The 21569-nt window shown below is 70.8% G+C and carries 23 protein-coding genes and 1 tRNA gene; 10 read left to right on the forward strand and 14 right to left on the reverse strand.

Going from position 1 to position 21569, the window contains the following annotated elements:
• Positions 1–185 precede the first annotated feature (185 nt).
• From ACFU8V_RS15330 to ACFU8V_RS15340, 3 genes are all read left to right on the forward strand, one after another.
• On the forward strand, positions 186–905 hold the full coding sequence (locus tag ACFU8V_RS15330) for a M23 family metallopeptidase (RefSeq protein ID WP_231729484.1): 720 nt from the start codon (positions 186–188) through the stop codon (positions 903–905).
• A gap of 307 nt (positions 906–1212) precedes the next feature.
• A complete protein-coding gene (locus ACFU8V_RS15335; protein WP_025105538.1) occupies positions 1213–1710 on the forward strand; it encodes an HNH endonuclease in 498 nt (165 codons plus the stop codon).
• Positions 1711–1758: 48 nt separating this feature from the next.
• Positions 1759–1832 (forward strand) — tRNA-Arg (locus ACFU8V_RS15340).
• Positions 1833–1850: 18 nt separating this feature from the next.
• On the opposite strand, the gene ACFU8V_RS15345 is transcribed toward ACFU8V_RS15340, so the two are convergent.
• From ACFU8V_RS15345 to idi, 8 genes are read right to left on the reverse strand one after another with little or no spacing between them, the layout of a single operon-like run.
• Positions 1851–4037 (reverse strand): MMPL family transporter, encoded by a 2187-nt coding sequence (locus ACFU8V_RS15345; protein WP_378872501.1) that lies wholly within the window; start codon positions 4035–4037, stop codon positions 1851–1853.
• A 44-nt stretch (positions 4038–4081) separates the two neighbouring features.
• Positions 4082–4975, reverse strand: coding sequence for a prenyltransferase (locus tag ACFU8V_RS15350; RefSeq protein ID WP_378872504.1), 894 nt, complete (start codon positions 4973–4975; stop codon positions 4082–4084).
• On the reverse strand, positions 4972–5307 hold the full coding sequence (locus tag ACFU8V_RS15355; RefSeq protein ID WP_378872507.1) for a lycopene cyclase domain-containing protein: 336 nt from the start codon (positions 5305–5307) through the stop codon (positions 4972–4974). The genes ACFU8V_RS15350 and ACFU8V_RS15355 overlap by 4 nt, the downstream gene beginning before the upstream one ends.
• On the reverse strand, positions 5304–5651 hold the full coding sequence (locus tag ACFU8V_RS15360) for a lycopene cyclase domain-containing protein (protein WP_378872822.1): 348 nt from the start codon (positions 5649–5651) through the stop codon (positions 5304–5306). The genes ACFU8V_RS15355 and ACFU8V_RS15360 overlap by 4 nt, the downstream gene beginning before the upstream one ends.
• Positions 5651–7243, reverse strand: coding sequence for a phytoene desaturase family protein (crtI, locus tag ACFU8V_RS15365; protein ID WP_378872510.1), 1593 nt, complete (start codon positions 7241–7243; stop codon positions 5651–5653). The genes ACFU8V_RS15360 and crtI overlap by 1 nt, the downstream gene beginning before the upstream one ends.
• Positions 7240–8148, reverse strand: coding sequence for a squalene/phytoene synthase family protein (locus ACFU8V_RS15370; RefSeq protein WP_085606180.1), 909 nt, complete (start codon positions 8146–8148; stop codon positions 7240–7242). Before ACFU8V_RS15370 ends, crtI begins: the two co-directional genes overlap by 4 nt.
• Positions 8145–9227, reverse strand: coding sequence for a polyprenyl synthetase family protein (locus ACFU8V_RS15375; protein WP_378872514.1), 1083 nt, complete (start codon positions 9225–9227; stop codon positions 8145–8147). The genes ACFU8V_RS15370 and ACFU8V_RS15375 overlap by 4 nt, the downstream gene beginning before the upstream one ends.
• 3 nt (positions 9228–9230) lie before the next feature.
• A complete protein-coding gene (idi, locus tag ACFU8V_RS15380; protein ID WP_025105546.1) occupies positions 9231–9752 on the reverse strand; it encodes an isopentenyl-diphosphate Delta-isomerase in 522 nt (173 codons plus the stop codon).
• Between the two features lie 75 nt (positions 9753–9827).
• Between idi and ACFU8V_RS15385 the strand changes: the two genes are divergently transcribed.
• On the forward strand, positions 9828–10460 hold the full coding sequence (locus ACFU8V_RS15385) for a MarR family winged helix-turn-helix transcriptional regulator (RefSeq protein WP_378872517.1): 633 nt from the start codon (positions 9828–9830) through the stop codon (positions 10458–10460).
• A gap of 17 nt (positions 10461–10477) precedes the next feature.
• Here the strand turns inward: ACFU8V_RS15385 and ACFU8V_RS15390 are convergent, their stop codons facing one another.
• Positions 10478–10840: an Lsr2 family protein gene (locus ACFU8V_RS15390; protein ID WP_025105548.1), complete on the reverse strand. Its 363-nt coding sequence runs from the start codon at positions 10838–10840 to the stop codon at positions 10478–10480.
• 90 nt (positions 10841–10930) lie between these two features.
• Positions 10931–11788: a LuxR C-terminal-related transcriptional regulator gene (locus ACFU8V_RS15395; protein WP_025105549.1), complete on the reverse strand. Its 858-nt coding sequence runs from the start codon at positions 11786–11788 to the stop codon at positions 10931–10933.
• A 109-nt stretch (positions 11789–11897) separates the two neighbouring features.
• Between ACFU8V_RS15395 and ACFU8V_RS15400 the strand changes: the two genes are divergently transcribed.
• Positions 11898–12245 carry a DUF485 domain-containing protein gene (locus ACFU8V_RS15400; RefSeq protein WP_060921784.1) on the forward strand — a complete coding sequence of 116 codons (348 nt, stop codon included), beginning with the start codon at positions 11898–11900 and terminating at the stop codon, positions 12243–12245.
• Positions 12242–13879, forward strand: a complete 1638-nt coding sequence (locus ACFU8V_RS15405) for a cation acetate symporter (protein ID WP_085606176.1) — start codon at positions 12242–12244, stop codon at positions 13877–13879. The genes ACFU8V_RS15400 and ACFU8V_RS15405 overlap by 4 nt, the downstream gene beginning before the upstream one ends.
• 63 nt (positions 13880–13942) lie before the next feature.
• Here the strand turns inward: ACFU8V_RS15405 and ACFU8V_RS15410 are convergent, their stop codons facing one another.
• The gene (locus ACFU8V_RS15410) at positions 13943–14455 is read right to left on the reverse strand and encodes a methylated-DNA--[protein]-cysteine S-methyltransferase (protein ID WP_378872522.1); all 513 of its coding nucleotides are present in this window, start codon (positions 14453–14455) and stop codon (positions 13943–13945) included.
• Positions 14456–14682: 227 nt separating this feature from the next.
• Between ACFU8V_RS15410 and ACFU8V_RS15415 the strand changes: the two genes are divergently transcribed.
• Complete coding sequence (locus tag ACFU8V_RS15415) at positions 14683–18363, forward strand: AAA family ATPase (protein ID WP_378872525.1); 3681 nt, start codon at positions 14683–14685, stop codon at positions 18361–18363.
• On the forward strand, positions 18356–18553 hold the full coding sequence (locus ACFU8V_RS15420; RefSeq protein WP_378872528.1) for a hypothetical protein: 198 nt from the start codon (positions 18356–18358) through the stop codon (positions 18551–18553). The genes ACFU8V_RS15415 and ACFU8V_RS15420 overlap by 8 nt, the downstream gene beginning before the upstream one ends.
• Positions 18554–18624: 71 nt before the next feature.
• Here ACFU8V_RS15420 and mscL read toward each other — a convergent pair whose 3' ends face one another.
• Genes mscL through ACFU8V_RS15435 form a run of 3 tightly spaced genes read right to left on the reverse strand, consistent with a single transcriptional unit; the run spans position 18625 to position 19965 of the window.
• Positions 18625–19056 (reverse strand): large conductance mechanosensitive channel protein MscL, encoded by a 432-nt coding sequence (gene mscL, locus ACFU8V_RS15425; RefSeq protein WP_025105555.1) that lies wholly within the window; start codon positions 19054–19056, stop codon positions 18625–18627.
• Between the two features lie 24 nt (positions 19057–19080).
• Positions 19081–19353, reverse strand: coding sequence for an FmdB family zinc ribbon protein (locus ACFU8V_RS15430; protein WP_025105556.1), 273 nt, complete (start codon positions 19351–19353; stop codon positions 19081–19083).
• 15 nt (positions 19354–19368) lie between these two features.
• A complete protein-coding gene (locus ACFU8V_RS15435) occupies positions 19369–19965 on the reverse strand; it encodes a 5-formyltetrahydrofolate cyclo-ligase (protein ID WP_025105557.1) in 597 nt (198 codons plus the stop codon).
• Positions 19966–20005: 40 nt separating this feature from the next.
• Between ACFU8V_RS15435 and galU the strand changes: the two genes are divergently transcribed.
• Positions 20006–20893, forward strand: a complete 888-nt coding sequence (gene galU, locus ACFU8V_RS15440) for a UTP--glucose-1-phosphate uridylyltransferase GalU (RefSeq protein ID WP_060921777.1) — start codon at positions 20006–20008, stop codon at positions 20891–20893.
• Positions 20894–20938: 45 nt separating this feature from the next.
• Complete coding sequence (locus ACFU8V_RS15445; protein WP_060921801.1) at positions 20939–21550, forward strand: GNAT family N-acetyltransferase; 612 nt, start codon at positions 20939–20941, stop codon at positions 21548–21550.
• Positions 21551–21569 lie beyond the last annotated feature (19 nt).

Raw genomic sequence — 21569 nt, forward strand, 5'->3', positions numbered from 1 at the left:
GTGCATCCCTGCCCTGGGGCAGAGAGTGTCGACGAGCCAGCGCCACCCGAGGTGCGAGGGCTCAGGAGGACCACGTTTTGGCCGCAGACATCGAACCGACCGCGAAGACATCTGAAGACCGAGTACCCGCCCGACGCTCCGGCGCCCGGGTCGGCGTTCGGAAGATCGCAGCCCCTCTCCGGTCGGTGGCGATCTTCGGTGCCGTCGGCGCCCTCGTCGCCGCCGTCGCGCTCCCCGCCTACGCGGCGTCGAAGCCGACGGATGCCACCGCGCAGACCGTCCAGCAGCTCGCCGCCGTCGACGCGCAGTCGCTGGTCGTCGCCTCGGAGGCCACGGCCGCCCCGCTCGTGCGCGGTGCCTTCAGCGCCACCACGCCCGAGGAGATCGAGAAGAAGAAGGCCGAAGAGGCCGCTGCCGCCGCCGCCCGCGCCGCAGCCGCCGCCGCGTCCGCCTCCACGCCCTCCTCCGGCACGTTCAACACCGCGGGGTACGCGCTCGTGGCTCCGGGCTCGGGCGAGGTCCGCTATCCGCTGCCCCTCGGCTCCTGGAATGTCAGCCGCACCGTGGGCGGCGGTCACAACGGCGCCGACATGCTCGCTCCGGCCGGCACCCCGATCTACGCCGCCGCCTCGGGCGTCGTGCGCGCCTCCGCCGAGAGCATCGGCGGCTACGGCGTCGCGGTCATGCTCGACAGCGTCGTGGGCGGTCAGCGCGTGCAGACCACGTACGGACACATGCTGTACGGGTCGCGCCAGGTGCAGGCCGGCCAGACGGTCGCTGCCGGTCAGCTGATCGGCTACGTGGGCAGCACCGGACGCTCGACCGCGAACCACCTCCACTTCGAGGTCTGGATCAACGGCGGCCTCGTCGAGCCGATGTCCTGGCTCTCCGTCAACGCCGGCTGAGCAGGACACGTTCTCGGTCATTCACCTCCCGTTTCGCCGCGGCCCCCGCGGGATGGGTTAGCCTGAACCCGTCGTCATACAGGCGGGAGAGGCTGATGGAGCGTACACCGAGCATCCGAACCATGGACGCTCTCGGTCGTCACGTCCTTCGGCATTGCCCGCAGGAATGCCGCGGTCCTGCCGCGCGCGAAAGGCGCCGTCTTTAGACGGCGCCTTTTCTCGTCCCTGCGAACACTCTTCCTCCTGCACGACGTCGTGTGAGTCGAGAGTGCCGGGAAGCCGTCCCGGCGGATCGAGAGGATGACGAATGCGCACACTGGTCCTGAATGCCGGATACGAGCCGCTGGCGATCGTGTCCTTCAAGAGAGCCCTCGTCCTGGTCATGAACGACAAGGCGACGGTCATCGAGCGCGTCGAGGACGACCCCGTCTGGGGCACCCACGGCGTCTACGACCGCCCGGCGGTGATCATCCTCTCCCGCTACGTGCGCGTCCCCACGAGCCGGCGCGTCCCGGTGACCCGCCGCGGCGTGCTGCGACGCGATGGTCATCGCTGCGGATACTGCGGCAAGGCGGCCGCGACGATCGACCACGTCCTGCCGCGCTCGCGTGGCGGCGCGGACTCCTGGGAGAACCTCGTCGCGTGCTGCCTGCGCTGCAACAACCTCAAGAGCAACCGCACCCCGCAGGAGATGCGGTGGCAGCTGCGGTTCACGCCGCGCCCCCCGCACGGCACGGCGTGGACGGTGCGCGGGGTGGAGCGCAGCGATCCTCGCTGGGAGCCCTACCTCGCCCTCGCCGCCTGACGGACGGCGCGAGGGCGCGCAGCCCTGGTCCCGTAGACTGGGCTGCGCGCCCTCGTAGCTCAGCAGGATAGAGCAGCCCTCTCCTAAAGGGCAGGTCGCAGGTTCGAATCCTGTCGAGGGCACTCCCGCTTCCGCACGCGTCAGGGCCGGCCGCGCCGCCACAGCTTCGACGGCCACCAGATGGCCTTGCCGATGTCGTAGGCCAGGGCCGGGACGAGCAGCGAGCGCACCACGAAAGTGTCAAGCAGCACTCCGAACGCGACGATGAACGCGAGCTGCACGAGGAAGAGGATCGGGATCACCGACAGCGCCGCGAAGGTCGCCGCCAGGACGAGGCCCGCGGAGGTGATGACGCCGCCGGTGATGGAGAGCCCGCGGAGGATGCCCTCCCTCGTCCCGTGCTGCTTCGACTCCTCCCGCACCCGCGTCATGAGGAAGATGTTGTAGTCGATGCCCAGGGCGACGAGGAAGACGAAGCCGTAGAGCGGGACGGCGGGGTCGGCGCCGGGGAAGTGGAAGACGCCGTTGAACACGAGCGCCGAGACGCCCATGGCGGTGCCGAAGGACAGCACCGTCGTCAGGATCAGCAGCACCGGCGCGAGGATCGAGCGCAGCAGCAGCATGAGGATGATCATGATCACGACGAGGATCACCGGGATGATGAGGTTGCGGTCGTGGATGGACGCGTCGTTCGTGTCGATCGAGGTGGCCGTCACCCCGCCCACCACGGCTCCGAGGTCGTCGAGCTCTCCCCGCAGCTCGCGCACGGTGGAGGCCGCGGCGGCGGAGTCGGCAGCGTCCGTCAGGGTCCCCTGCAGGAGCACCTGACCGTCGACCGTCGTGGGCTCCGGAGCGGGGGTCCCCGGAGGGCCGACGGCCGTGATCCCGTCCGCCGTCACCGGAGCGGACCCGCTCGGGGAATCGGCTGCGGTGACGGTCACCCCGTCGATCCCGTCGCTCGCGAGGAGCACGTCGGCGGCGTCCTGCAGGCGGTCCTCGGCCACGATCACGGAGACCGGGCTCCCCGAGCCGCCGGGGAAGTGCTCGCCGAGCGCGACCTGACCGTCGCGCGCCTCCGAGGCCCCGAGGACGAGGTCGGACTGCGGCACCCCCTGAGCGTCCAGCTGGGTGACCCCTGCCGCGCCGGCGAGGAGGACGAGCGTGGTCGCGATCCAGATCACGCGGGGACGCTTCTTGATGAGGCCGGACAGTCGCGCCCACAGCCCGGTGGTGCGCATGCCGTGCTCCTCGGCCACGACCTCGGGCTCGAAGCGGGGACGCCGCGGCCAGAAGACCGCGCGCCCGAACAGCAGCAGCAGCGAGGGCAGGAGCGTGAGCGCGGACAGCATCGCGAACACGATGCCGATCGCCGCGACCGGGCCGAGGGTGCTGTTCGACTTCAGGTCGCTGAGCAGCAGGCACAGGAGCCCCGCGATCACGGTGCCCCCGGACGCGACGATCGGCTCGACCGACCCCTTCCACGCGGCGAGGAGCGCGACGCCCTTGTCCTGCGCGACCCGCAGCTCCTCCCGGAACCGCGCGACGAACAGCAGCGCGTAGTCGGTGGCGGCGCCGATCACGAGGATGAAGAGGATGCCCTGGGTCTGCCCGCTGAGCAGCAGGATCTCCCACTTCGCCAGCCACCACACGACGAGGAGCGCGACGCACAGGGCGAACAGGCTCGTGGAGAGCACGACGAGCGGCAGCAGGAACGAGCGGTAGACGAGGACGAGGATCACGAGCACGGCGAGCAGGGCGACGCCGAGGAGGAGGCCGTCGATGCCCGCGAAGCCGGCGGCGAGGTCGGCCGTGAAGCCCGCAGGACCGGTGATGTAGACCGTGATGTCGTCCGGCACCGCGGCGCGCAGCTGGTCGCCGAGAGCGGTGGTGGCATCGCTGAGCTCGGCGTCGCCGTCGATCGGGATGAAGGCCTGCACGGCTCGGCCGTCCTCGGACGGAAGCGCCGGGGAGACGTCGTCCGCGACGCCCTCCACGTCGGGCGCGTCGGCCACCGCGTCCGAGATCGCCTCGAGCTCGGACGGCGTCAGCTCCTCCTCCGAGGTGAACACCGCGATCGCCGGGATGGCGTCGCTGTCGGTGAACTCGCCGAGGAGCTGCTGCACGGTCGTGGCGTCCGCGGACTCCGGGAGGTAGGTGGTCTGGTCGTTCGACGACACCTCGTCGACCTTCCCGAACAGCGGACCGCCGAAGGACGCGCCCGCCAGCCACACCAGGATGAGGGCGACGGGCAGGAACACCCGCAGCCAGGAGTGGCGTCGGGTGCGCGCGCGGGTCGGCGGCGTCGGTGCGGGGGCGGGGCGGGACATCGGGGGTCCTTTCGGGAGCGGTGGCGGGGGAGGCGGCGCGGGGGTCAGGAGACCCAGGCGAGGATGAGGATCATCGTGGCGAGGAAGCCGGCGATGTAGTTCAGCGCGATGAACCGGCGCCAGGCGCGGTTCGTGCCGGCCGAGGTCTCGTCGCTGACGTTCCACCACGGCGCGGCGTTGACGATGTAGGGAAGCGCCAGCACGGCGGCGAGCGGTCCGGGCCAGGGGGTCAGCAGCATCGCGGCGCCGGCGATCGTCCAGAGCACGAGGGAGAGCCGGACGGTGGCCCTGGCGCCGATCACGGTCGCGATGGACGAGATGCCGCCCTCGCGATCGGGTCCGATGTCCTGCACGGCGCCGAAGGCATGGGCCGCCATGCCCCAGAGGAAGAAGGCGACGAGGACGAGGACGGTGGTCGTGGTGACGGGGGCTCCGGCGAGGGAGAGGCCCACGAGGGCGGGGCTGACGAAGTGGGTGCTCGAGGTAACGGAGTCCAGGAAGGGACGCTCCTTGAAGCGCAGCACCGGTGCCGAGTAGGCGAGGACCGCGAAGACGCTGACGGCGAGCCACAGCCAGGATGCCGGAGTGCCGACCGCGAACAGGTAGACGAGGAAGGGCACGTTCGTGACCGCCGCCGCCCACAGCGTCGCACGGTGGATCCGCGGGGACAGCAGGGCGCCCTCGATCCCGCCCTTGCGGGGGTTGGCCAGATCGGAGGCGTAGTCGAAGACGTCGTTGATGCCGTACATGGCGAGGTTGTACGGGATGAGGAAGTACAGCGTGCCGATCACGAACGTCGCGTCGATCTCCCTGGTGCTCAACAGGTAGGCGGCGGCGAAGGGGAAGGCGGTGTTGATCCAGCTGATCGGTCGGGAGGAGAGGACGATCTGGGCGATGTCGCGGCCGAGGCCTCCGGTGCGGGACGTCTGATCGGTCATGCCTGCTCCTCCGTCCGGGCGGCGCGTGTCCGGGAGCGGCGCCCGCGGAGGGCGGTCCACAGCGCGGGGAGCAGCAGCACCCCGGCCAGCGGGTAGGCGAAGTCCTCGATCGGGGCGAGCCCGATGTGCAGGCCGGCGAGCGGGCCGGGCGCGTAGTGGAAGAGACCGGTGGCGATCATGACGGTGTCGAACACGGCGGTCAGCACGAGGAGGGCGAGGGCGGTCAGCGCGAGGGCGCCGAGGTGCGGGGTACGGCGCGCGGCGACGCCGAGGGCGACCGCGGCGAGGACGGCGACGGCGAGGAACACCGCGGACAGCTGCAGGTAGGTCATCGCGCCGCTCCTTCCGCCTCGGAAGTGCCGCGGCGGCGCTCCAGGACGCGCACGCCGCCGCCGTAGAGCACCATCGTGCACACGACGAGGAAGACGAGGAAGATCGGCTCTTCGAGAGGGAGTTCGGGGGCCAGGACGATGCCCGTGGCGATCGCCGCCTCACCGCGGAAGAAGATCCCCGCCGCGATACCGGCCACATCCCACACGAGGAAGAAGGCGAGGCCGACGGCGGTGACGACGGCCGCCGCCACGGCATCGCGCCAGAAGAACAGGCGGAACCGCCAGTCCAGCAGCAGCATGCAGCCGAGGGAGACGAGCAGGGCGGCCAGGTAGATCGCGCCCATCATGCCCGCTCCGCGCTCGTCGGGCGTGGGGCCGGCTCCGGCAGCGGACCGGGGGAGTGGTCGCCCCGGATGCGCTTGAGCACGATCTCGGCGCTGATGAGGCACATCGGCACGCCCACACCGGGGGCGGTGGTCGCTCCGGCGTAGTACAGCCCCTGCACGCGCCGGGACGCGTTCTGCGCGCGGAACATCGCGCTCTGCGACAGGATGTGCGCGGGCCCGAGCATCCCGCCCCGCCAGGAGTGGTAGTCGTCGCGGAAGTCGGCCGGCCCCACGGTCTCCCGGACGACGATGCGCTCCCGCAGGTCGGGGATCCCCGCCCACGTCTCGATCAGGTCGATCGCGGCGTCCGCAGCCTTCTCGACAGCCGCGGAGCCGGCGCCGTCGCTTCCCCCGTGCCCGAGATCGACGTCGGCCGGCACCGGCACCAGCACGAAGAGGTTCTCGTACCCGTCCGGCGCGACCTCGGCGTCGGTGGCGCTGGGGCGGCAGACGTAGGTGGACGCCGGGCTGGGGACGGCAGGGGTGCGACCGAAGATCGCGTCGAAGTTCGCATCCCAGTCGTCGGTGAAGAAGAGCGAGTGATGGGGGAGCTCGGGCAGGGCGCCGCGGACGCCGAGCATCACGAGCACGCCGCCGGGCCCGCTCGTGCGCCGCGCCCACCAGGACTCCGGATAGGACTGCAGCGTCGGGGGCAGCAGCGCCGTCTCCGTGTGGTGCAGATCGGCGCCGGAGACCACGATGTCCGCGTCCTCCACGTGCTGGTGGCCGTCGCGGTCCGTCCAGCCGACCCCGGTCGCATGGGTCGCGCCGTCGGCATCCTGGGTGCGGATCCCGGTGACCTCCGCGCCGGTGACGATCCGGGCGCCGGCATCCTGGGCCAGCGCCGCCAATCGCTCGACGACGCGCCAGAAGCCGCCCTGCGGATACAGCACGCCCTGGTCGAGGTCGAGCGCGCTCATCAGGTGGTACATCGCCGGGGCCGTCCGGGGATCGGTGCCGAGGAAGACCGCGGGGTAGCCCAGGATCTGGCGCAGCACCGGGTTCCGGAAGCGGCGGGCGGCGAAGGCCTGGAGGCGCGTGCCGAGCAGCGAGAAGAGCCGAGGGAGCGCGCGCACCACCTCGGGCGCGGCCAGCGTCCTGGTCCGGGTGAACGGGTTGTAGAGGAAGTAGCTCCTTGCCATGGCGCCGGCGTCGTGGGCGGAGGTGAGGTAGGTGTCGAGCGCGGCGGCGGAGCCGGGTTCCATCGACTCGAACAGCGCCGAGACGGCGTCCCGTCCGGCGGGCACCGTCACCGGGGCGTCGCCGGACTCGGGGGAGCGGAAGACGCGGTACCCCGGGTCGAGCAGGGTCAGGTCGAGCTGCTCCTCGGTGCTCGTGCCCATCATCGCGAAGTAGTGGTCGAACACCTCGGGCATCAGGTACCACGAGGGGCCGGAGTCGAATCGGAAGCCGTCGCGCTCGATGGTGCCGGCCCGTCCGCCGACGCGGTCGTTCTTCTCCAGCACCACGACGTCATGGCCGTCGCGTGCGAGCAGCCCGGCCGTGGCCAGGCCGGCCACGCCCGCGCCGATGATGACGATGCGGCTCATCGGTCCCGCTCCATGCTCGTCACCACGACGGCCCGCGCGGCGAGCAGCGCCTTGATCGGATCCGGCACGCGGACCCGCCGGCGGTACAGCTCCGCGGCCGGCGTCCGCGCGACCTTCCGGGTCAGGGCCGCGAAGAGGGCGAGGGCGCTGCGCACCGCGGCACGGGCGTCCTTCGGGAGCAGCGGGATCGCAGCTCTCGCGTCGGCGAGCTGACGGTGGACGGTGTCGACCCAGGAGTCGCGGTCGGCATCGGTGAGACGAGCTGAGCCGCCGAGGTAGCCGCGCTGCAGGCGGTCGGTGTCGTCGGCCAGATCGCGGAGGAAGTTCACGTTCTGGAACGCGGCTCCCAGCCGCCGAGCCCCGCGCTCGAGGATCTCGAGCTCGGCCGGCGTCCGCGTGGCGTCGCGGAGGAAGACCCGCAGGCACATGAGTCCCACGACCTCCGCCGACCCGTAGACGTACGCGGCGTGCGCGTCGGCGTCGTAGGCCGTGAAGCCGGAGTCACCGGCGATGTCGGCGCGCATCGAGTCGAAGAACGGCCGGGTGAGGTCCTCGCCGATCCCGCACTCGCGCGCCGTCCGCGCGAACGCGTGCAGGATGAGGTCGCTGCTGTAGCCGGTCCGCATCGACCGATGGGTCTCCGCGATGTACGAGTCCAGGGCGGCCGCCTGGGCGCCCGCGTCGAGCCCGGCCTCGGCGGCGACGCCGTCGACGATCTCGTCCGCGATGCGCACCATGGCGTAGATGTTCCGGACGTGCTGACGATGACGTCGCCCGAGGAGGCGGGTGGCCAGGCCGAACGATGTCGAATAGGTGCGGATCACGTCGGAGGTCGCGATCTCGGCGGTGCGGCTGAAGCGGCGCAGCGCCGCGTCGTCGCGATGCTCGGCGGGGGTCGCGGTCATCGGCTGCGGCCCTCGATCCGGTCGGCGAGCGCGAGGACCACGCGTCCTGCATCGGCGGAGAGCGTGCCCGCCTCCTCCGCTTCCGCGAGCACCGTCGAGACGGCGGCGAGCTGCTCCTCCACGAGACCGCGGACGAAGCCCTCCGCGCCGCATTCGCGGAGGCGGTCGCGCATCTCCGCCGCGTCCTCGACGCTCAGGTCGGTGGCTCCGAACCGCAGCTCGATGCTGGGCCAGTGGCTGGTCATCCGCGCGTAGGCGATGATCGCGGTCTCCTTGCCCTCGCGGAGGTCGGAATAGGGGTCCTTGCCGTGCGTCTCCGGATCCCCGAACACGCACAGCAGGTCGTCCTGCAGCTGGTAGGCGAGGCCGAGGTGGCCGCCGATCTCGGTCAGCTGTTCCTCGGCTGCCGTCGACGCCCCCGACAGGATGGCCGCCGCGCGGAGGGGGAGGACGAACGAATAGGCGGCCGTCTTCGACGCGCTCGTGGCGAGGATGGTGCGGAGGTCGGCCGCGATGATGCCGTCGCTGAGGGCGACGTCCGAGTGCTCGCCGGCGACGGTCTCGAACACCGTCGTCTCGAGGAGGGCGAGGAGCCGCTCCCGTCGCGCGGCGGGGATGTCGGCGCGGGCGAACCCGAGCACGGCACTGGACAGGAGGAGGTCTCCGAGGAGGATGGCGCTCGACCGGCCCCAGTGCAGCGCCGCCTCGGCTCCGGCATCGGGACGACGGGAGACGAGGGAGCCGATGAGGTTGGGGCGGCGGCGGCGCGTGAGGTCGCCGTCGATCACGTCGTCGTGCAGGAGGAACGCGAAGTGCAGGAGCTCGACATGAGCGGCCACGTCGATCGCCCGGGCGGCGTCCTCCGCCGTCAGGGGAGCCGTGGTGAGCGCGGACAGGAGGTCCATGAGCATCCGCGGACGCAGGAGCTTCCCGCCGAGAGCGTGCTCGGCCGCGGTGTGCCACAGCGCGGCGAACTCCGCCCCGTAGTGCTCGGCGGCGACCGCGCGCTCGGCGAAGCGTCGTCGCAGCACCGCCTCGATGCGGGTGCCGAGGTCTTCCTCTGTCACTGTGACGGCCATGGCTCAGACCTCTCCGTGTCGTCGGAGGAGCGGGAGCTGCTCCGCGAGCCAGGGGCTGAAGGCGAAGGGGGTGCGGATGACCGCGGCGAGCAGGTCGTCCACGTCGACCCATTCCCACTCCGCCACCTCGTCGGGATTCGCGGCGGGCTGCCCGTCGATCACGGCGACGTGCACCGGGCAGATCTCGTTCTCCACGATGCCGCTCGCGTCCACGGCGCGGTAGCGGTAGTCGGGGAGGGCGAGGCGGATCTCGGTCACCTGGATGCCCAGTTCGTCGGAGCCGCGCCGGCGCACCGCGTCGGTCATGTCCTCGCCGGGCTGCGGGTGCCCGCAGAAGCTGTTGGTCCAGACGCCGGGCCACGTGCGCTTGCCGAGGGCGCGACGGGTGACGAGCAGGCGTCCCTCCCGATCCTGCACGTAGCAGGAGAAGGCGAGGTGGAGGGGCGTGTCGGTCGTGTGGACTTCGCTCTTGGGCAGGATGCCGACGGCAGTCCCGTCTTCGGCGAGGAGTGTGACGTTGTCCATGGCGCCCTCTCGTCGTTTAGCTAACCTGGCGAAATATCAACTTAGCATGAAGCTGTTGGTGTGTAACATGATCGCATGCACTCCGAGCCCCGCACCACCCCGGTCGCCGAGGCGCCGGCGACCGCGGGGCCGGACGACCTGACCCATGGCGCGATCTACGACGTCGAGGCCAGCGATCCGCGCAGCACGCTCATCGACCGCTCCGGCGTCGCGCCGGAGGATCTGCGGCAGATCGCTCGCGTCATGGAGGCGCTCGGCGGATTGCGCGACGCCGAGCAGCGGCTGTCGCAGGCGTCGCGCCGGTACATGCAGCTGAACGAGACCGACATGCGGGCGCTGCACTATCTGATCGTGTGCGCGAATCGGTCGCTGGTGGCGACACCCAGCGGGATCGCCCATCACCTCCGGGTCTCGACCGCGGCGACGACGAAGCTGCTCGATCGGCTGGAGAAGGGCGGGCACATCCGGCGCTCGCCGCATCCCACCGACCGACGAGCTCTCGCGATCACGATCACTCCGGAGACCAGGCACGCCGCGATGGAGACGGTCGGGCGGCAGCAGGCCAAGCGCTTCTACGCGGCCGCGCGGTTGTCGGCGGCGGAGCGCGATGTGGTGATCCGGTTCCTCCAGGACATGACGGAGGAGATCACCCTGCGTGACGAGCCGTGGGCCACGCAGGGCGCACACGAAGATCCCGCCCGACCGTGAGGTGGGGCGGGACCGGATCAATGAGCGGCGCGGTACGCGTCCAGGATGGGGGCCGGAACTCGTCCCCGCTCCGAGAGCGTGTACCCGTTCTCCTTCGCCCAGGCGCGGATCGCCGCGACCTCGGGGTTGCGTGAGGGCCGCTTCCGCGACGAGGAGGAGGACGAGGAGCGCCCTCCGCCGGTGGACGCACCGGATCCCGCCCGACGCCCTGCCGTGATGTACGGCTCGAGGGCCTGGCGCAATTCCTCGGCGTGCGCGGAATTCAGATCGATCTCGTAGGAGGTGCCGTTCAGCGAGAAATGCACGGTCTCGCCCTCTCCGACCTCCAGGACGGTGCCGTCGATATCGTCGACCAGCTGGTGCACAATTCGTCTCGCCATGACGGCGACTTTATCGCGGCGGCGGGAATGCGCACAACAAAAGCCGCTCCTTCATGGCGCCGTATGACGCGGTCGCGGAGAATGCCCGATTCAGGGAAGCAGACCCGCGCGACGTGCTTTGGTCACGGCGGCATGCCGCGTCGATGCGTCCAATTTCGACATCGCGGTGCCGAGATAGGCCTTGACGGTGCCTTCCCGCAGACCGAGGTGCGCGGCGATCTCCGCATTCGTCGACCCGAGGGCGGCGCACGCGAGGACGTCGGTCTCGCGCGGGGAGAGGTGGATGACGGGAACGGGGCCGGTCGTCGTCGGGAGGTCGTCGCCGGCGAGGGTCAGCAGTCGGCGCTCGACCTGCGCCAGCCGCGCGCGGATGCCGGCGTCGTCGACGGTGGCGGCGATGCTGCGCAGCTCCGCGAAGCTCTCCCGCAACTCCTCGCGCTGGGCCGGCGCGACGGCGGCGGGCGACGGGGACGCGGCCCGCAGACGGCGCTGCACCTCGTCCCGGATGCGCAGCTCATCGGCGACGGATTGGGCGACCTGCATCGCCGGTGCCGTCGTCACGCCGCCGATCCTCTCCTCGGCCCAGGCGCCCGCATAGAGCACGCCGCGCGGGCGGCCCTGGACGACGATCGGCAGGGCGAGCAGCGTCCGCAGACCTTCGCCGAGCACGAAGACGTCGTAGTCGTGGGTGATCTGGCGGGAGGAGCCGTAGTCGCTCGTCATCCGCGGGCGCAGCTCCATCATGGCGCGGCCGCCGAGACCGCGCTCGGGGCGCACGCGGAGCCCGTCGAGAGCACGCGTGCGGGCCCCGACGATGCTCGTGACACTCACGACGCCCTCTTCGATCAGCCCGCCGAACGCGACGGGGAAGCGCGTGCGCCGCGCGAGCTCGCGCACCGCGTTGGCGACGAGCTCCGCCTCGGATTCGACGGTGATCGGAGAGCTCACGAATACCTACTTTCGGGGGTGACGGCACCGTTCCCCGTTTCGTAGCGTCGACCCTACCACTCGGGCGGCGACAGCCGCGCGTGCAGCGGACATGTGGCAAGGAGGCCCCATGAGCGAACAGGTTCCGACCCCTCAGAACGGTGCGATCGATTATGTCGCCGTCGAGCAATCCCCTCGATTCCTGCGGTTGAAACGGACGCAGCGGTCCTTCATCTTCCCCCTCGCCGCGTTCTTCCTCGTGTGGTATTTCGTCTACGTGCTGCTGGCGGCATTCGCCCGCGATTTCATGGCGCAGCGCGTCTGGGGGGATATCACCGTCGGGCTGCTCTTCGGGCTCGGTCAGTTCGTGACGACATTCGCCATCACGATGGCGTATGTCGCATTCGCGAATAGGAAGCTCGACCCCCTGGCGTCCGAGATCCGTGAAGAACTCGAGAAGGCGCAGGCGGACGCATGACCATCATCCGCACGGCCACCGAGGATGTCGCCCTCGACATCAACCCGGTGTTCAACATCTCGATCTTCCTCGCCTTCGTCGCGGTGACGTTGTTCATCGTGATCCGCGCCAGTCGGAACAACAAGACGGCCGCCGACTACTACGCGGCCGGTCGTTCCTTCACCGGGCCCCAGAACGGATTCGCGATCGCCGGCGACTACCTCTCCGCCGCGTCGTTCCTCGGCATCTGCGGCGCCATCGCGATCAACGGGTACGACGGATTCCTCTACTCCATCGGATTCCTCGTCGCCTGGCTGGTCGCGCTGCTGCTCGTGGCGGAGCTCATGCGCAACACCGGCAAGTTCACGATGGCGGACGTGCTCTCGTTCCGCTTGAAGCAGCGTCCGGTGCGGATGGCGGCGGCGATCACCACGCTCGCGGTCTGCTTCTTCTACCTCCTCGCGCAGATGGCGGGGGCGGGCGGTCTCGTGTCCCTGCTGCTGGGGATCGACGGGCGCGTCGGGCAGTCGGTCGTCATCGCCGTCGTCGGCATCCTCATGATCGTCTACGTGCTCATCGGCGGCATGAAGGGCACCACCTGGGTGCAGATCGTCAAGGCGGTGCTCCTCATCGGCGGTGCCCTGGCGATGACGATCTGGGTCCTCGCGATCAACGGCTTCAGCCTGAACACCCTCCTGGAGGCGGCGGTGGCCAACTCCGACAAGGGCGAGGCGGTGCTGGCGCCCGGTCTGCAGTACGGCGCCAATCCGTGGGACTTCCTGTCGCTGGGCATGGCCCTCGTGCTCGGCACCGCGGGTCTCCCACACGTGCTCATGCGCTTCTACACCGTGCCGACGGCCAAGGAGGCACGGCGGTCGGTGGTCTGGGCGATCTGGCTGATCGGCGGTTTCTACCTGCTGACCCTCGTGCTCGGGTACGGCGCGGGCGCCCTCGTCGGCGCCGACGTGATCGCCGCGGCACCCGGCGGGGTGAACTCGGCCGCCCCGCTGCTGGCGTTGAAGCTCGGCGGGCCCGTGCTCCTCGGGTTCATCTCCGCGGTGGCGTTCGCCACGATCCTCGCGGTCGTCGCCGGACTCACCATCACCGCGGCGGCGTCGTTCGCCCACGACATCTACGCGAACGTCATCCAGAAGGGGCGGAAGGACGCGTCGGGGAAGCCGGTCGAGCCCGATCCCAACGGCGAGGTCCGCGTGGCCCGTCGCACCGTGATCGTCATCGGCATCCTCGCGATCGTCGGCGGCATCGGGGCACAGGGGCAGAACATCGCCTTCCTCGTGGCGCTCGCTTTCGCGGTGGCGGCGTCGGCCAACCTGCCGACGATCCTCTACTCGCTGTTCTGGCGCCGGTTCACGACGCGGGGCGCGGTGTGGAGCATGTACGGCGGGCTCGGTTCGGCGATCATCCTCATCATCCTGTCGCCCGTGTTCTCCGGTACGCCGACGTCGATGATCCCCGGGATCGACATCGCCGTCTGGCCGTTGAACAACCCGGGCATCGTGTCCATACCGCTCGGGTTCGCGCTCGGCTGGCTCGGAACCGTCACCAGCACGCGGCGCGAGTCTCCCGAGCTGGCGGCCGAGATGGAGGTGCGCTCGCTCACCGGCTTCGGCGCGGAGAAGGCCGTCGACCACTGACGCGACCTCCTCGGGTGCGGGCCCGGCGGCCTACTCGCCGGGCCCGCACCCCAGGAGCGGGGTTCATCGCGACTCGAGGTCCAGCAGGAAGCGCTTCCGCTCCGGATGGCCGCCGTAGTGCCCCGCGGAGCCGTCGGATCGCACGACCCGGTGCACGGGCACGATGATCGAGAACGGCGTGAGGCGGCACGCCGTCCCGACGGTGCGCGCCGCCCCCGGGTGGCCGGCCAGCACCGCGACCTCCCCGTAGCTCAGGGTCTGGCCCCAGGGGATGTCGCACACGGTGTGCAGCGCCGCCCGGTGGAAACCCTCCACGAGACGCCAGTCGAGACGCAGATGCTCGTCGAAGCGCACGGGCTCGCCGTCGAAGTACGCGTCCAGAAGCGGCACGAGCTCGTCGGCCGCGCCCGGGTCGGGCTCCGGGACGGCACCGAGCTGCCGCGAGACGCTTTCGAGCAGCCACGGCACCTGCGGGTCTGCGGACTCGGAGAGGTCGAAGCGCACGATGCCCTCGTCGGAGAAGACCGCGAGGGCGTCGCCGAAGGGCGTCGGAGCGAAGTCATAGCGGAAAGTCATGTCCCCATCCTGGCCGCCGAATCCGGGCGCAGAACGGCTCGAGACGGAGCGGTTCCGCGTTCGGTGGAGAACGGCAGCGTGCGGACACGAGGGGAGGAGTAGTCGGCGGAGCGCGGTGCCGGGCTGTTTTTCACCGGAAACCCGCCGTGGATACCGATCTCCGACGGTGTCGCGCCTAGGGTGTGAGTGTGTGGCGACGGGAAAGCAGGTCTGCGAACAGCACAGCGGTGGACAACGCTGTGTCCCTCGGTGACCTGCACGACTCGTCCACCGGAGTCGGGATCGCGCACGCCGCCGAGGCCGAGCGCACGCGCCTGCGGGCCGAAGCCGCCGATCTGGGCGGCCCTTCGCCGCTGAGCAGCTTCCGCGACGGGCCGGAATCCGGCATCGACATCTCCAAGGCGCACCCGGGCAGTCTCCCGCAGTTCATCACCGGCAAGTCGACGCTCCTCTCCAACCTCTTCCGCGACGAGGTGGGCCTGCGTACCGCGCGGCTGGCCGCCGAGCGCATCACGGCCAAGAACACCGAGCTGCGCACGGTCCGCGGCATCGAAGCCGTGCACCTGGCCGTCGGCGTCGCGCGGTGGCGCATCGGCGGGGCGACCTTCGCCGCCCCTGTCCTGTTGCGACCCCTCGCGATCCGCCGCCATCACACCGACTTCGAGCTCAAGCTGCAGGGGGCGTTCGAGGTGAATCCGGAGCTCGTCCGGGTCGCCCGCGAGCACTTCGGGCTGTCGCTCGACGCCACAGCCCTCGCGGCGCTCGCCTACGACGGCGGCATCTTCAAGCCGCAGCCGGTGATCGACAGCCTGCGCGGTCTGACCCGATCGATCGAGACGTTCTCCGTCGAGCCTCGACTCGTCGTCTCCACCTTCGCCGATGTCGCTGGCGCCATGGCCCAGGACGGCGGCAGCCTCGACCACCCGGTCCTCAACGCCCTCGGCGGCCACGTCGGCGATCGCGAGCAGGTCACGGCACCGCGCGCCGTCCCGCACCACGTCGGTCCGGACGACCGCGCGCCCGCCTCGGACACGCTCCTCCTCGACGCGGATGCCGAGCAGGAGGCGGTGCTGGCCCGCATCACCGCCGGTCACTCCCTCACCGTGGCGACGCTGCCGGGCACCGGCGGCACGCAGACCGTCATCAACGCGCTGGGCGAGCTCGTCCGCGCCGGCAAGAAGGTGCTCGTCGTCTCGGCCCGCCGGTCGACGCTCGACGGCGTGCGCCACCGCCTCGCCGGCATCGGCCTCGACAGCCTCGCGGTGTCCCCGGCGAGCCTGCGCCGAGACCTCGTCCGTGCGATCGGCAGGAACGAGAAGGCGACCGCGCCCAAGGTGAGCGAGGTCGACGACGCGCTCGTGCGGCTGCGCACGGTGCTCCGCGACTATCGCGACGCTCTGACCGTTCCGATCCCCGGCCTCGACGCCTCCGTCCGGGACGCGACCAGGCACCTCACCCGTCTCGCGTCCCTGCCGGTCCCGCCGTCGACCACGGCCCGACTGAGCGTGGACGCCCTGCGCCGGCTCGCGAAGGATCGCACCGAGGCGGCCGCCGCACTGGCTCAGGCCGCACGACTCGGCGAGTTCCGCGTCGGACCGAACGATTCGCCCTGGTACGGCGTCACCTTCGGCAGCACCGAGGCCGCCCGCGCCGCCCACGAGCTCGCCGGGCGCCTCCATGCCGTCAGCGTGCCCGCCCTGCTGGAGCGCGGCTACGAGCTCATCGCGCAGACGCACATGCGACCGTTCTCGACGATCGACGAGCTCGGCGACTACCTCGAGCTGCTGCAGGGCATCCGCGACACCCTGGACCGGTTCAGCCCGACGGTGTTCGAGCGTCCGCTCGGGGAGCTCATCCAGGCGCACGGCTCCCGCCGGGACGCACCCGGGATGTCCGGAGCGAACCGTCGCCGCCTCCGCCGCCTCGCGAAGGAGTACGTCCGCCCCGGCGTGCACGTGACGGAGATGCACGAGGCGCTGCTGCGCATCCAGACCCAGCGCACCCAGTGGCAGCGCTACGTCGACGCGGGCGTCGCGCCGGAGATCCCGCTCGGCCTCGCCGACGTGTTCGCCTCCTGGCAGCGGGTGGAGGCTGAGCTGGCAGAGCTGGACGCGGCACTCGGCCGCCGCGAACCGCTGTCCTCGCTGCCGGTCGCGCGACTCGTGCGCATGCTCGCGGGTCTCGCCGCGAAGTCCGACGTCTTCGAGAACCTCGTCGAGCGCGCGCAGCTGCGTGACAAGCTCGCCCTCCTCGGCCTGGAGCCGTTGCTGACCGAGCTCTCGGTTCGCCATGTCTCCGAAGCGCGGGTGGGGGACGAGCTCGAGTTCGCCTGGTGGCAGTCCCTCCTCGAGCGCGCGCTGCAGGACAACCGCGCGCTGCTCGGAGCGAACACCGCCGTGGTCGACCGCCTCGAGCGCGACTTCCGGCTGGTCGACGAGGCCCACGCGGCGATGGCGGGACCGCTGCTCGCCTGGCAGCTCGCGAACCAGTGGCGCATCGCCATCGTCGACGAGCCTGAGCAGTCGCAGAACCTGCGCCGCGCCCTGACGCAGTCCGCGACGACGGCCGCCGAGGTCGTCAGCGCCGCGCCGACCCTCGTCGACGTCCTGGCTCCGGTCTGGATCTCGTCGCCCTACCTCGTCCCGGAGATCCCGGACGCAGTGGAGTTCGACACCGTGCTCCTCGTCGACGCCGCGGCCATCAACCTCGCCGAGGCGGCCCCGGCGATCCGCCGTGCCCGGCAGGTCGTCGCCTTCGGAGACCCGGTCACGCAGCGGCCCTCTCCCTTCCGCATCGCGGTCGACCCCGCGGAGGACTGGGAGGAGGAGGTCCCGTTCGACGAGGTCTCCGTCTTCGAGCGGCTTTCCGAGCTGTTCCCCGTGATGACGCTGACCCGGAGCTACCGTGCCGGCGGTGAGGACCTCGCGGAGCTCATCAACGACGCGTTCTACGGCGGCGAGATCGTCTCCCTTCCGTGGGCGGGGTCGTACCTGGGCCGGGGCAGCCTCACCGTCGACTACGTCGAAGGGGGCACCGGGACGCCCGATCCCGTGTCCGGCGCCGTCGAGAGCCCGGACGCCGAGGTCGCCCGCGTCGTCACGCTCGTCGTCGAGCACGCCGTGCACCGCCCGACGGAGTCGCTCATGGTGGTCACCGCCAGCACCCGTCACGCGGAGCGCGTGCGGGCCGCCGTGACCGCCGCCTTCGCCGGCCGCTCCGACGTCGCCGACTTCGTCGCCCGCGACACCGCGGAGCCGTTCGCCGTGCTCACGCTCGAGGAGTCCGTCGCCGAGAGCCGCGACCGCGTCATCTTCTCGCTCGGCTTCGGACTCACCAAGCACGGCCGCGTCCTCAGCGACTTCGGCGACCTGTCGACGCCGGACGGCGAGCGGCTGCTGACCGTCGGGATGACCCGGGCGCGGCGCTCCATGGTGATCGTCTCGTCCATCCGCCCCTCGGCCTTCGACGACGGGCGTCTCGAGCACGGCGCAGCCACGCTCATGTCGATCCTCGGCGGTCTCGCGGCGCGCGCCCGCGATGCGCGCCTGGAGGATCTGGCCGACCCGCTCACGCTCGCACTGGCCAGGGAGCTCCGGCGTCTCGGCGCTTCCGTCGACGTCGACTACCGGGGGCTCCTGCCGCTCGTGGCGCAGCACAACGGCAAGGCCGTTGTGATCGAGTCCGATCCGGAGTCCCGGGGAGAGTCGCTGCGCGAGACGCTCCGGCTGCGCCCGCATGTGCTCCGCCGCCTCGGCTGGCACTACGTCCGCGTCCACGCGTTCGACCTCTACAGCGACCCGCGTACGGTGGCGTCCCGGATCGCGACGGTGCTCGGCATCTCGGAGTCGACCCCGCGCGCGGAGAACGACACGCAGCCCCTCGACCTCGGCGACCACCGGAATGACTGACGGCCGTGACGAGCCGCGTCAGCGGGTCGTCCGGGTGCCGGGCTCCCGGCGGGCGCGTCTGACGCCCGTCGAGGGCAGCGACCCGGCGCCGGAGGTCCCGGAGGGTGAGACGCCGCGCCGGTCCGCCCCCGGCGATCGGAAGGGTCCCAACGACGACCAGCTCCTCCGCGACGTGCCTCCGCACTACTGAGGCGGCCGCACCCGGAACGAGAAAGACCCACGGCCCTCCGAGGAGAGCCGTGGGTCGTGAGCGCGGTGCGGTCAGACGCCGCGCGGACCCTGCTGGGTCTTGAGCAGATCGCGGATCTCGACGAGCAGCTCCGCCTCGGTCGCGGCGGCCGGCTCCTCCTCCGGCTCCTCGGCGGGCGTGCCCTTGCGTGCCTCGACGTGCGCCTTGAAGGTGTTCATCGGCAGCACGAAGACGAAGTAGACGACCGCGGCGACCGCGAGGAAGCTGATGATCGCCGAGATGAGGTCGCCGATCGGGAACGTGACGGTCTCTCCGTAGATGTTCGGAACCTGGATGCCGAACTGCCCCGCGGCGTCCGCCTTGAGGAAGAGCGCGATGAGCGGGTTGATGATGCTGTTCACGACCGCTGTGACGATCGCCGTGAAGGCGGTGCCGATGACGACCGCGACGGCCAGATCGATGACGTTCCCGCGGAGCAGGAAGTCCTTGAAACCTTTGAGCATGGAAACCCCCAAGTCGACTGGGCCTCAGTTCGAGGCGGGAGTCGACGCAGCGGCCGGTTTGGCGCTCGTCGTCGAATCCGACTTCGATGATGCCGAAGCATCCTTCGAACCCCCGGATTTGGCGCGCGAGTCCGTGCGATAGAAGCCGGAGCCGTTGAAGGTCACGCCGATCGAGCCGTACTGCTTGCGCAGCGCGCCGCCGCACTCGGGGCAGACCGTGAGCGCGTCGTCGGAGAAGCTCTGGACGGCGTCGAACTGGTGCCCGCACGCGGTGCAGGCATAGGCGTAGGTGGGCATGGCGGTCCTTGCGGGTCAGCGTCGCCGAGGCGACAGATGCAGCGTCTGCGACGGGGTCACGATGCCGTCGACCGGCTGATCGTGCACCTCGCGCGGCAGTTCGTCGAGTACCTCGGAATCATAGATCACCGCGTACACCGGAGGGCACTTCTCCATGGAGCCGATGGTCTTGTCGAAGTAGCCGCGGCCCCAGCCCATGCGCATCCCCGAGCGGTCGACGGCGGCGGCGGGGACGATCATGAGGTCGACGTCGTTCACGGCGATCGGCCCGAGCACCTCGCCGGTGGGCTCGGGCAGCCCGTACAGGCCTTCCGCGATCTCGTCGGTGTCGTCGGCGACCGCCCAGTCCAGCAGTCCGTCGGAGCGGGTGACCGGGAGGAGCACCCGGATCCCGCGGCGGACCGCGCGGGTGACGAACTCCCTGGTGCCCGGCTCCGTGGTGGTGGAGAGGAAGCAGGAGACGGAGCGGGCGCCGAGCTCGTCGACGAGGGCGTCCAGCCGTTCGCCGATCGCCGTGGCAGCGGCTTCGCGCTGGGGATCGGACAGCAGCTGACGCCGCTCGCGCAGCTCCGCGCGGAGGGCTCGCTTGGCGTGCTCGACGTCGTTAGCCATGGTCCGAGTCTAGGGCGGCCCCCACCGGTAGGCTGTGGGAATGGCTCACGAGAAGATCAAGGCTGTCATTCCCGCCGCCGGACTGGGGACACGATTCCTGCCCGCGACGAAGGCGATGCCGAAGGAGATGCTCCCCGTCGTCGACAAGCCGGCGATCCAGTACGTCGTCGAGGAGGCGGCGAACGCCGGGATCGAGGACATCCTCGTGATCATCGGGCGCAACAAGAACGCGATCTCCAACCACTTCGACTCCGTGCCGGAGCTCGAGGTGAAGCTCATGGAGAAGGGCGACACCGGTCGCCTGGAGCGCGTGATGAAGTCGAGCGACCTCGCCGACATCCACTTCGTCCGCCAGGGCGAGCCCAAGGGTCTCGGCCACGCCGTGCTCCGCGCTCGGACGCACGTCGGCGACAGCTCGTTCGCGGTGCTGCTCGGCGACGACCTCATCGACGAGCGCGACCCGCTGCTCACGGAGATGATCGCGGAGCACGAGCGCACCGGCGCCGCCGTCATCGCCCTCATGGAGGTCGACCCGGACAGCATCCACATGTACGGGGCCGCCGCCGTCGAGCCGATCGAGGGGTCGGACGCCGTTCGTGTCACGGGCCTCGTCGAGAAGCCCGCGAAGGAGGACGCCCCGTCCAACCTCGCGATCATCGGTCGCTACGTGCTCCCCGCGTCGGTCTTCGAGATCCTCGAGCGGACCGAGCCCGGCAAGGGCGGGGAGATCCAGCTCACGGATGCCCTGCAGGAGCTCGCGACGGCGGACGGCGGACCGGGCGTGGTCGGCGTCGTCTTCGGAGGCCGCCGCTACGACACCGGCGACCGCGTGGACTACATCAAGGCGATCGTGCAGCTCGCGGCCGACCGCGACGACCTGGGCTCGGAGCTGCGCCCCTGGCTCAAGGACTTCGCGGAGCGCCTCTAGGCGCCTCGCGGTCGTCGGAGGTGCGGCGTGGAGCTGTCGACGGGGATGCGGCACGGACCGGTCGAGCTGCGTCTGATCCGGACGAAGGACGCGCGGCCTCTGCAGCAGGAGCTGCTCGCGAACCGCGCGTGGCTGCAGCCGTGGGAGGCGACGATCCCGCACGGGGCGGTGTCCTTCGACATGCGGGTCAGCATCCGTCGGCTGCTCCAGCAGTACCGGGATGGCGGCGGCTACCCGTTCGTCATGGAGTACGACGGTGAGGTCGCCGGGCAGCTGAACGTCTGGGGCGTCGCTCGGGGCTCGCTGTGCTCGGCGACGATCGGGTACTGGGTGAGCGAGCGCTTCGCGGGGCGGGGGATCACCCCGACCGCGGTCGCGCTCGCGACCGACGCCTGCTTCACGGAGTACGGGCTGCATCGTATGGAGATCTGCATCCGGCCCGAGAACGCCGCGAGCCTTCGCGTGGTCCAGAAGCTCGGCTTCCGGTACGAGGGGCTGCGCCGGCGGTACATCCACATCGACGGGGACTGGCGCGACCACTACGCCTTCGCCCTCACGCAGGAGGAGGTTCCGCAGGGCGTGCTCGCCCGGTGGATCCACGGACAGGTGCCGCCGCACGCGGCGACGATCCCGCCGGCGGACCGCATCAGCCTCTGACATCGCCCGTTGCGGAAGG

It is taken from the genome of Microbacterium sp. NPDC057658 (genome assembly GCF_042799975.1).
Lineage (GTDB): Bacteria > Actinomycetota > Actinomycetes > Actinomycetales > Microbacteriaceae > Microbacterium.

Excerpts from the sequence above, each read along its gene's own strand:
- ACFU8V_RS15350 (WP_378872504.1), bottom strand. The coding sequence starts at position 4,975 with ATGACCGATCAGACGTCCCGCACCGGAGGCCTCGGCCGCGACATCGCC.
- ACFU8V_RS15430 (WP_025105556.1), bottom strand. The coding sequence starts at position 19,353 with ATGCCCACCTACGCCTATGCCTGCACCGCGTGCGGGCACCAGTTCGAC.
- ACFU8V_RS15420 (WP_378872528.1), top strand. The coding sequence starts at position 18,356 with ATGACTGACGGCCGTGACGAGCCGCGTCAGCGGGTCGTCCGGGTGCCG.
- ACFU8V_RS15390 (WP_025105548.1), bottom strand. The coding sequence starts at position 10,840 with ATGGCGAGACGAATTGTGCACCAGCTGGTCGACGATATCGACGGCACC.
- crtI (WP_378872510.1), bottom strand. The coding sequence starts at position 7,243 with ATGAGCCGCATCGTCATCATCGGCGCGGGCGTGGCCGGCCTGGCCACG.
- ACFU8V_RS15335 (WP_025105538.1), top strand. The coding sequence starts at position 1,213 with ATGCGCACACTGGTCCTGAATGCCGGATACGAGCCGCTGGCGATCGTG.
- ACFU8V_RS15375 (WP_378872514.1), bottom strand. The coding sequence starts at position 9,227 with ATGGCCGTCACAGTGACAGAGGAAGACCTCGGCACCCGCATCGAGGCG.
- ACFU8V_RS15360 (WP_378872822.1), bottom strand. The coding sequence starts at position 5,651 with ATGGGCGCGATCTACCTGGCCGCCCTGCTCGTCTCCCTCGGCTGCATG.
- ACFU8V_RS15355 (WP_378872507.1), bottom strand. The coding sequence starts at position 5,307 with ATGACCTACCTGCAGCTGTCCGCGGTGTTCCTCGCCGTCGCCGTCCTC.
- ACFU8V_RS15410 (WP_378872522.1), bottom strand. The coding sequence starts at position 14,455 with ATGACTTTCCGCTATGACTTCGCTCCGACGCCCTTCGGCGACGCCCTC.
- ACFU8V_RS15345 (WP_378872501.1), bottom strand. The coding sequence starts at position 4,037 with ATGTCCCGCCCCGCCCCCGCACCGACGCCGCCGACCCGCGCGCGCACC.
- ACFU8V_RS15370 (WP_085606180.1), bottom strand. The coding sequence starts at position 8,148 with ATGACCGCGACCCCCGCCGAGCATCGCGACGACGCGGCGCTGCGCCGC.
- idi (WP_025105546.1), bottom strand. The coding sequence starts at position 9,752 with ATGGACAACGTCACACTCCTCGCCGAAGACGGGACTGCCGTCGGCATC.
- ACFU8V_RS15385 (WP_378872517.1), top strand. The coding sequence starts at position 9,828 with ATGCACTCCGAGCCCCGCACCACCCCGGTCGCCGAGGCGCCGGCGACC.
- ACFU8V_RS15445 (WP_060921801.1), top strand. The coding sequence starts at position 20,939 with ATGCGGCACGGACCGGTCGAGCTGCGTCTGATCCGGACGAAGGACGCG.
- ACFU8V_RS15400 (WP_060921784.1), top strand. The coding sequence starts at position 11,898 with ATGAGCGAACAGGTTCCGACCCCTCAGAACGGTGCGATCGATTATGTC.
- galU (WP_060921777.1), top strand. The coding sequence starts at position 20,006 with ATGGCTCACGAGAAGATCAAGGCTGTCATTCCCGCCGCCGGACTGGGG.
- mscL (WP_025105555.1), bottom strand. The coding sequence starts at position 19,056 with ATGCTCAAAGGTTTCAAGGACTTCCTGCTCCGCGGGAACGTCATCGAT.
- ACFU8V_RS15405 (WP_085606176.1), top strand. The coding sequence starts at position 12,242 with ATGACCATCATCCGCACGGCCACCGAGGATGTCGCCCTCGACATCAAC.
- ACFU8V_RS15435 (WP_025105557.1), bottom strand. The coding sequence starts at position 19,965 with ATGGCTAACGACGTCGAGCACGCCAAGCGAGCCCTCCGCGCGGAGCTG.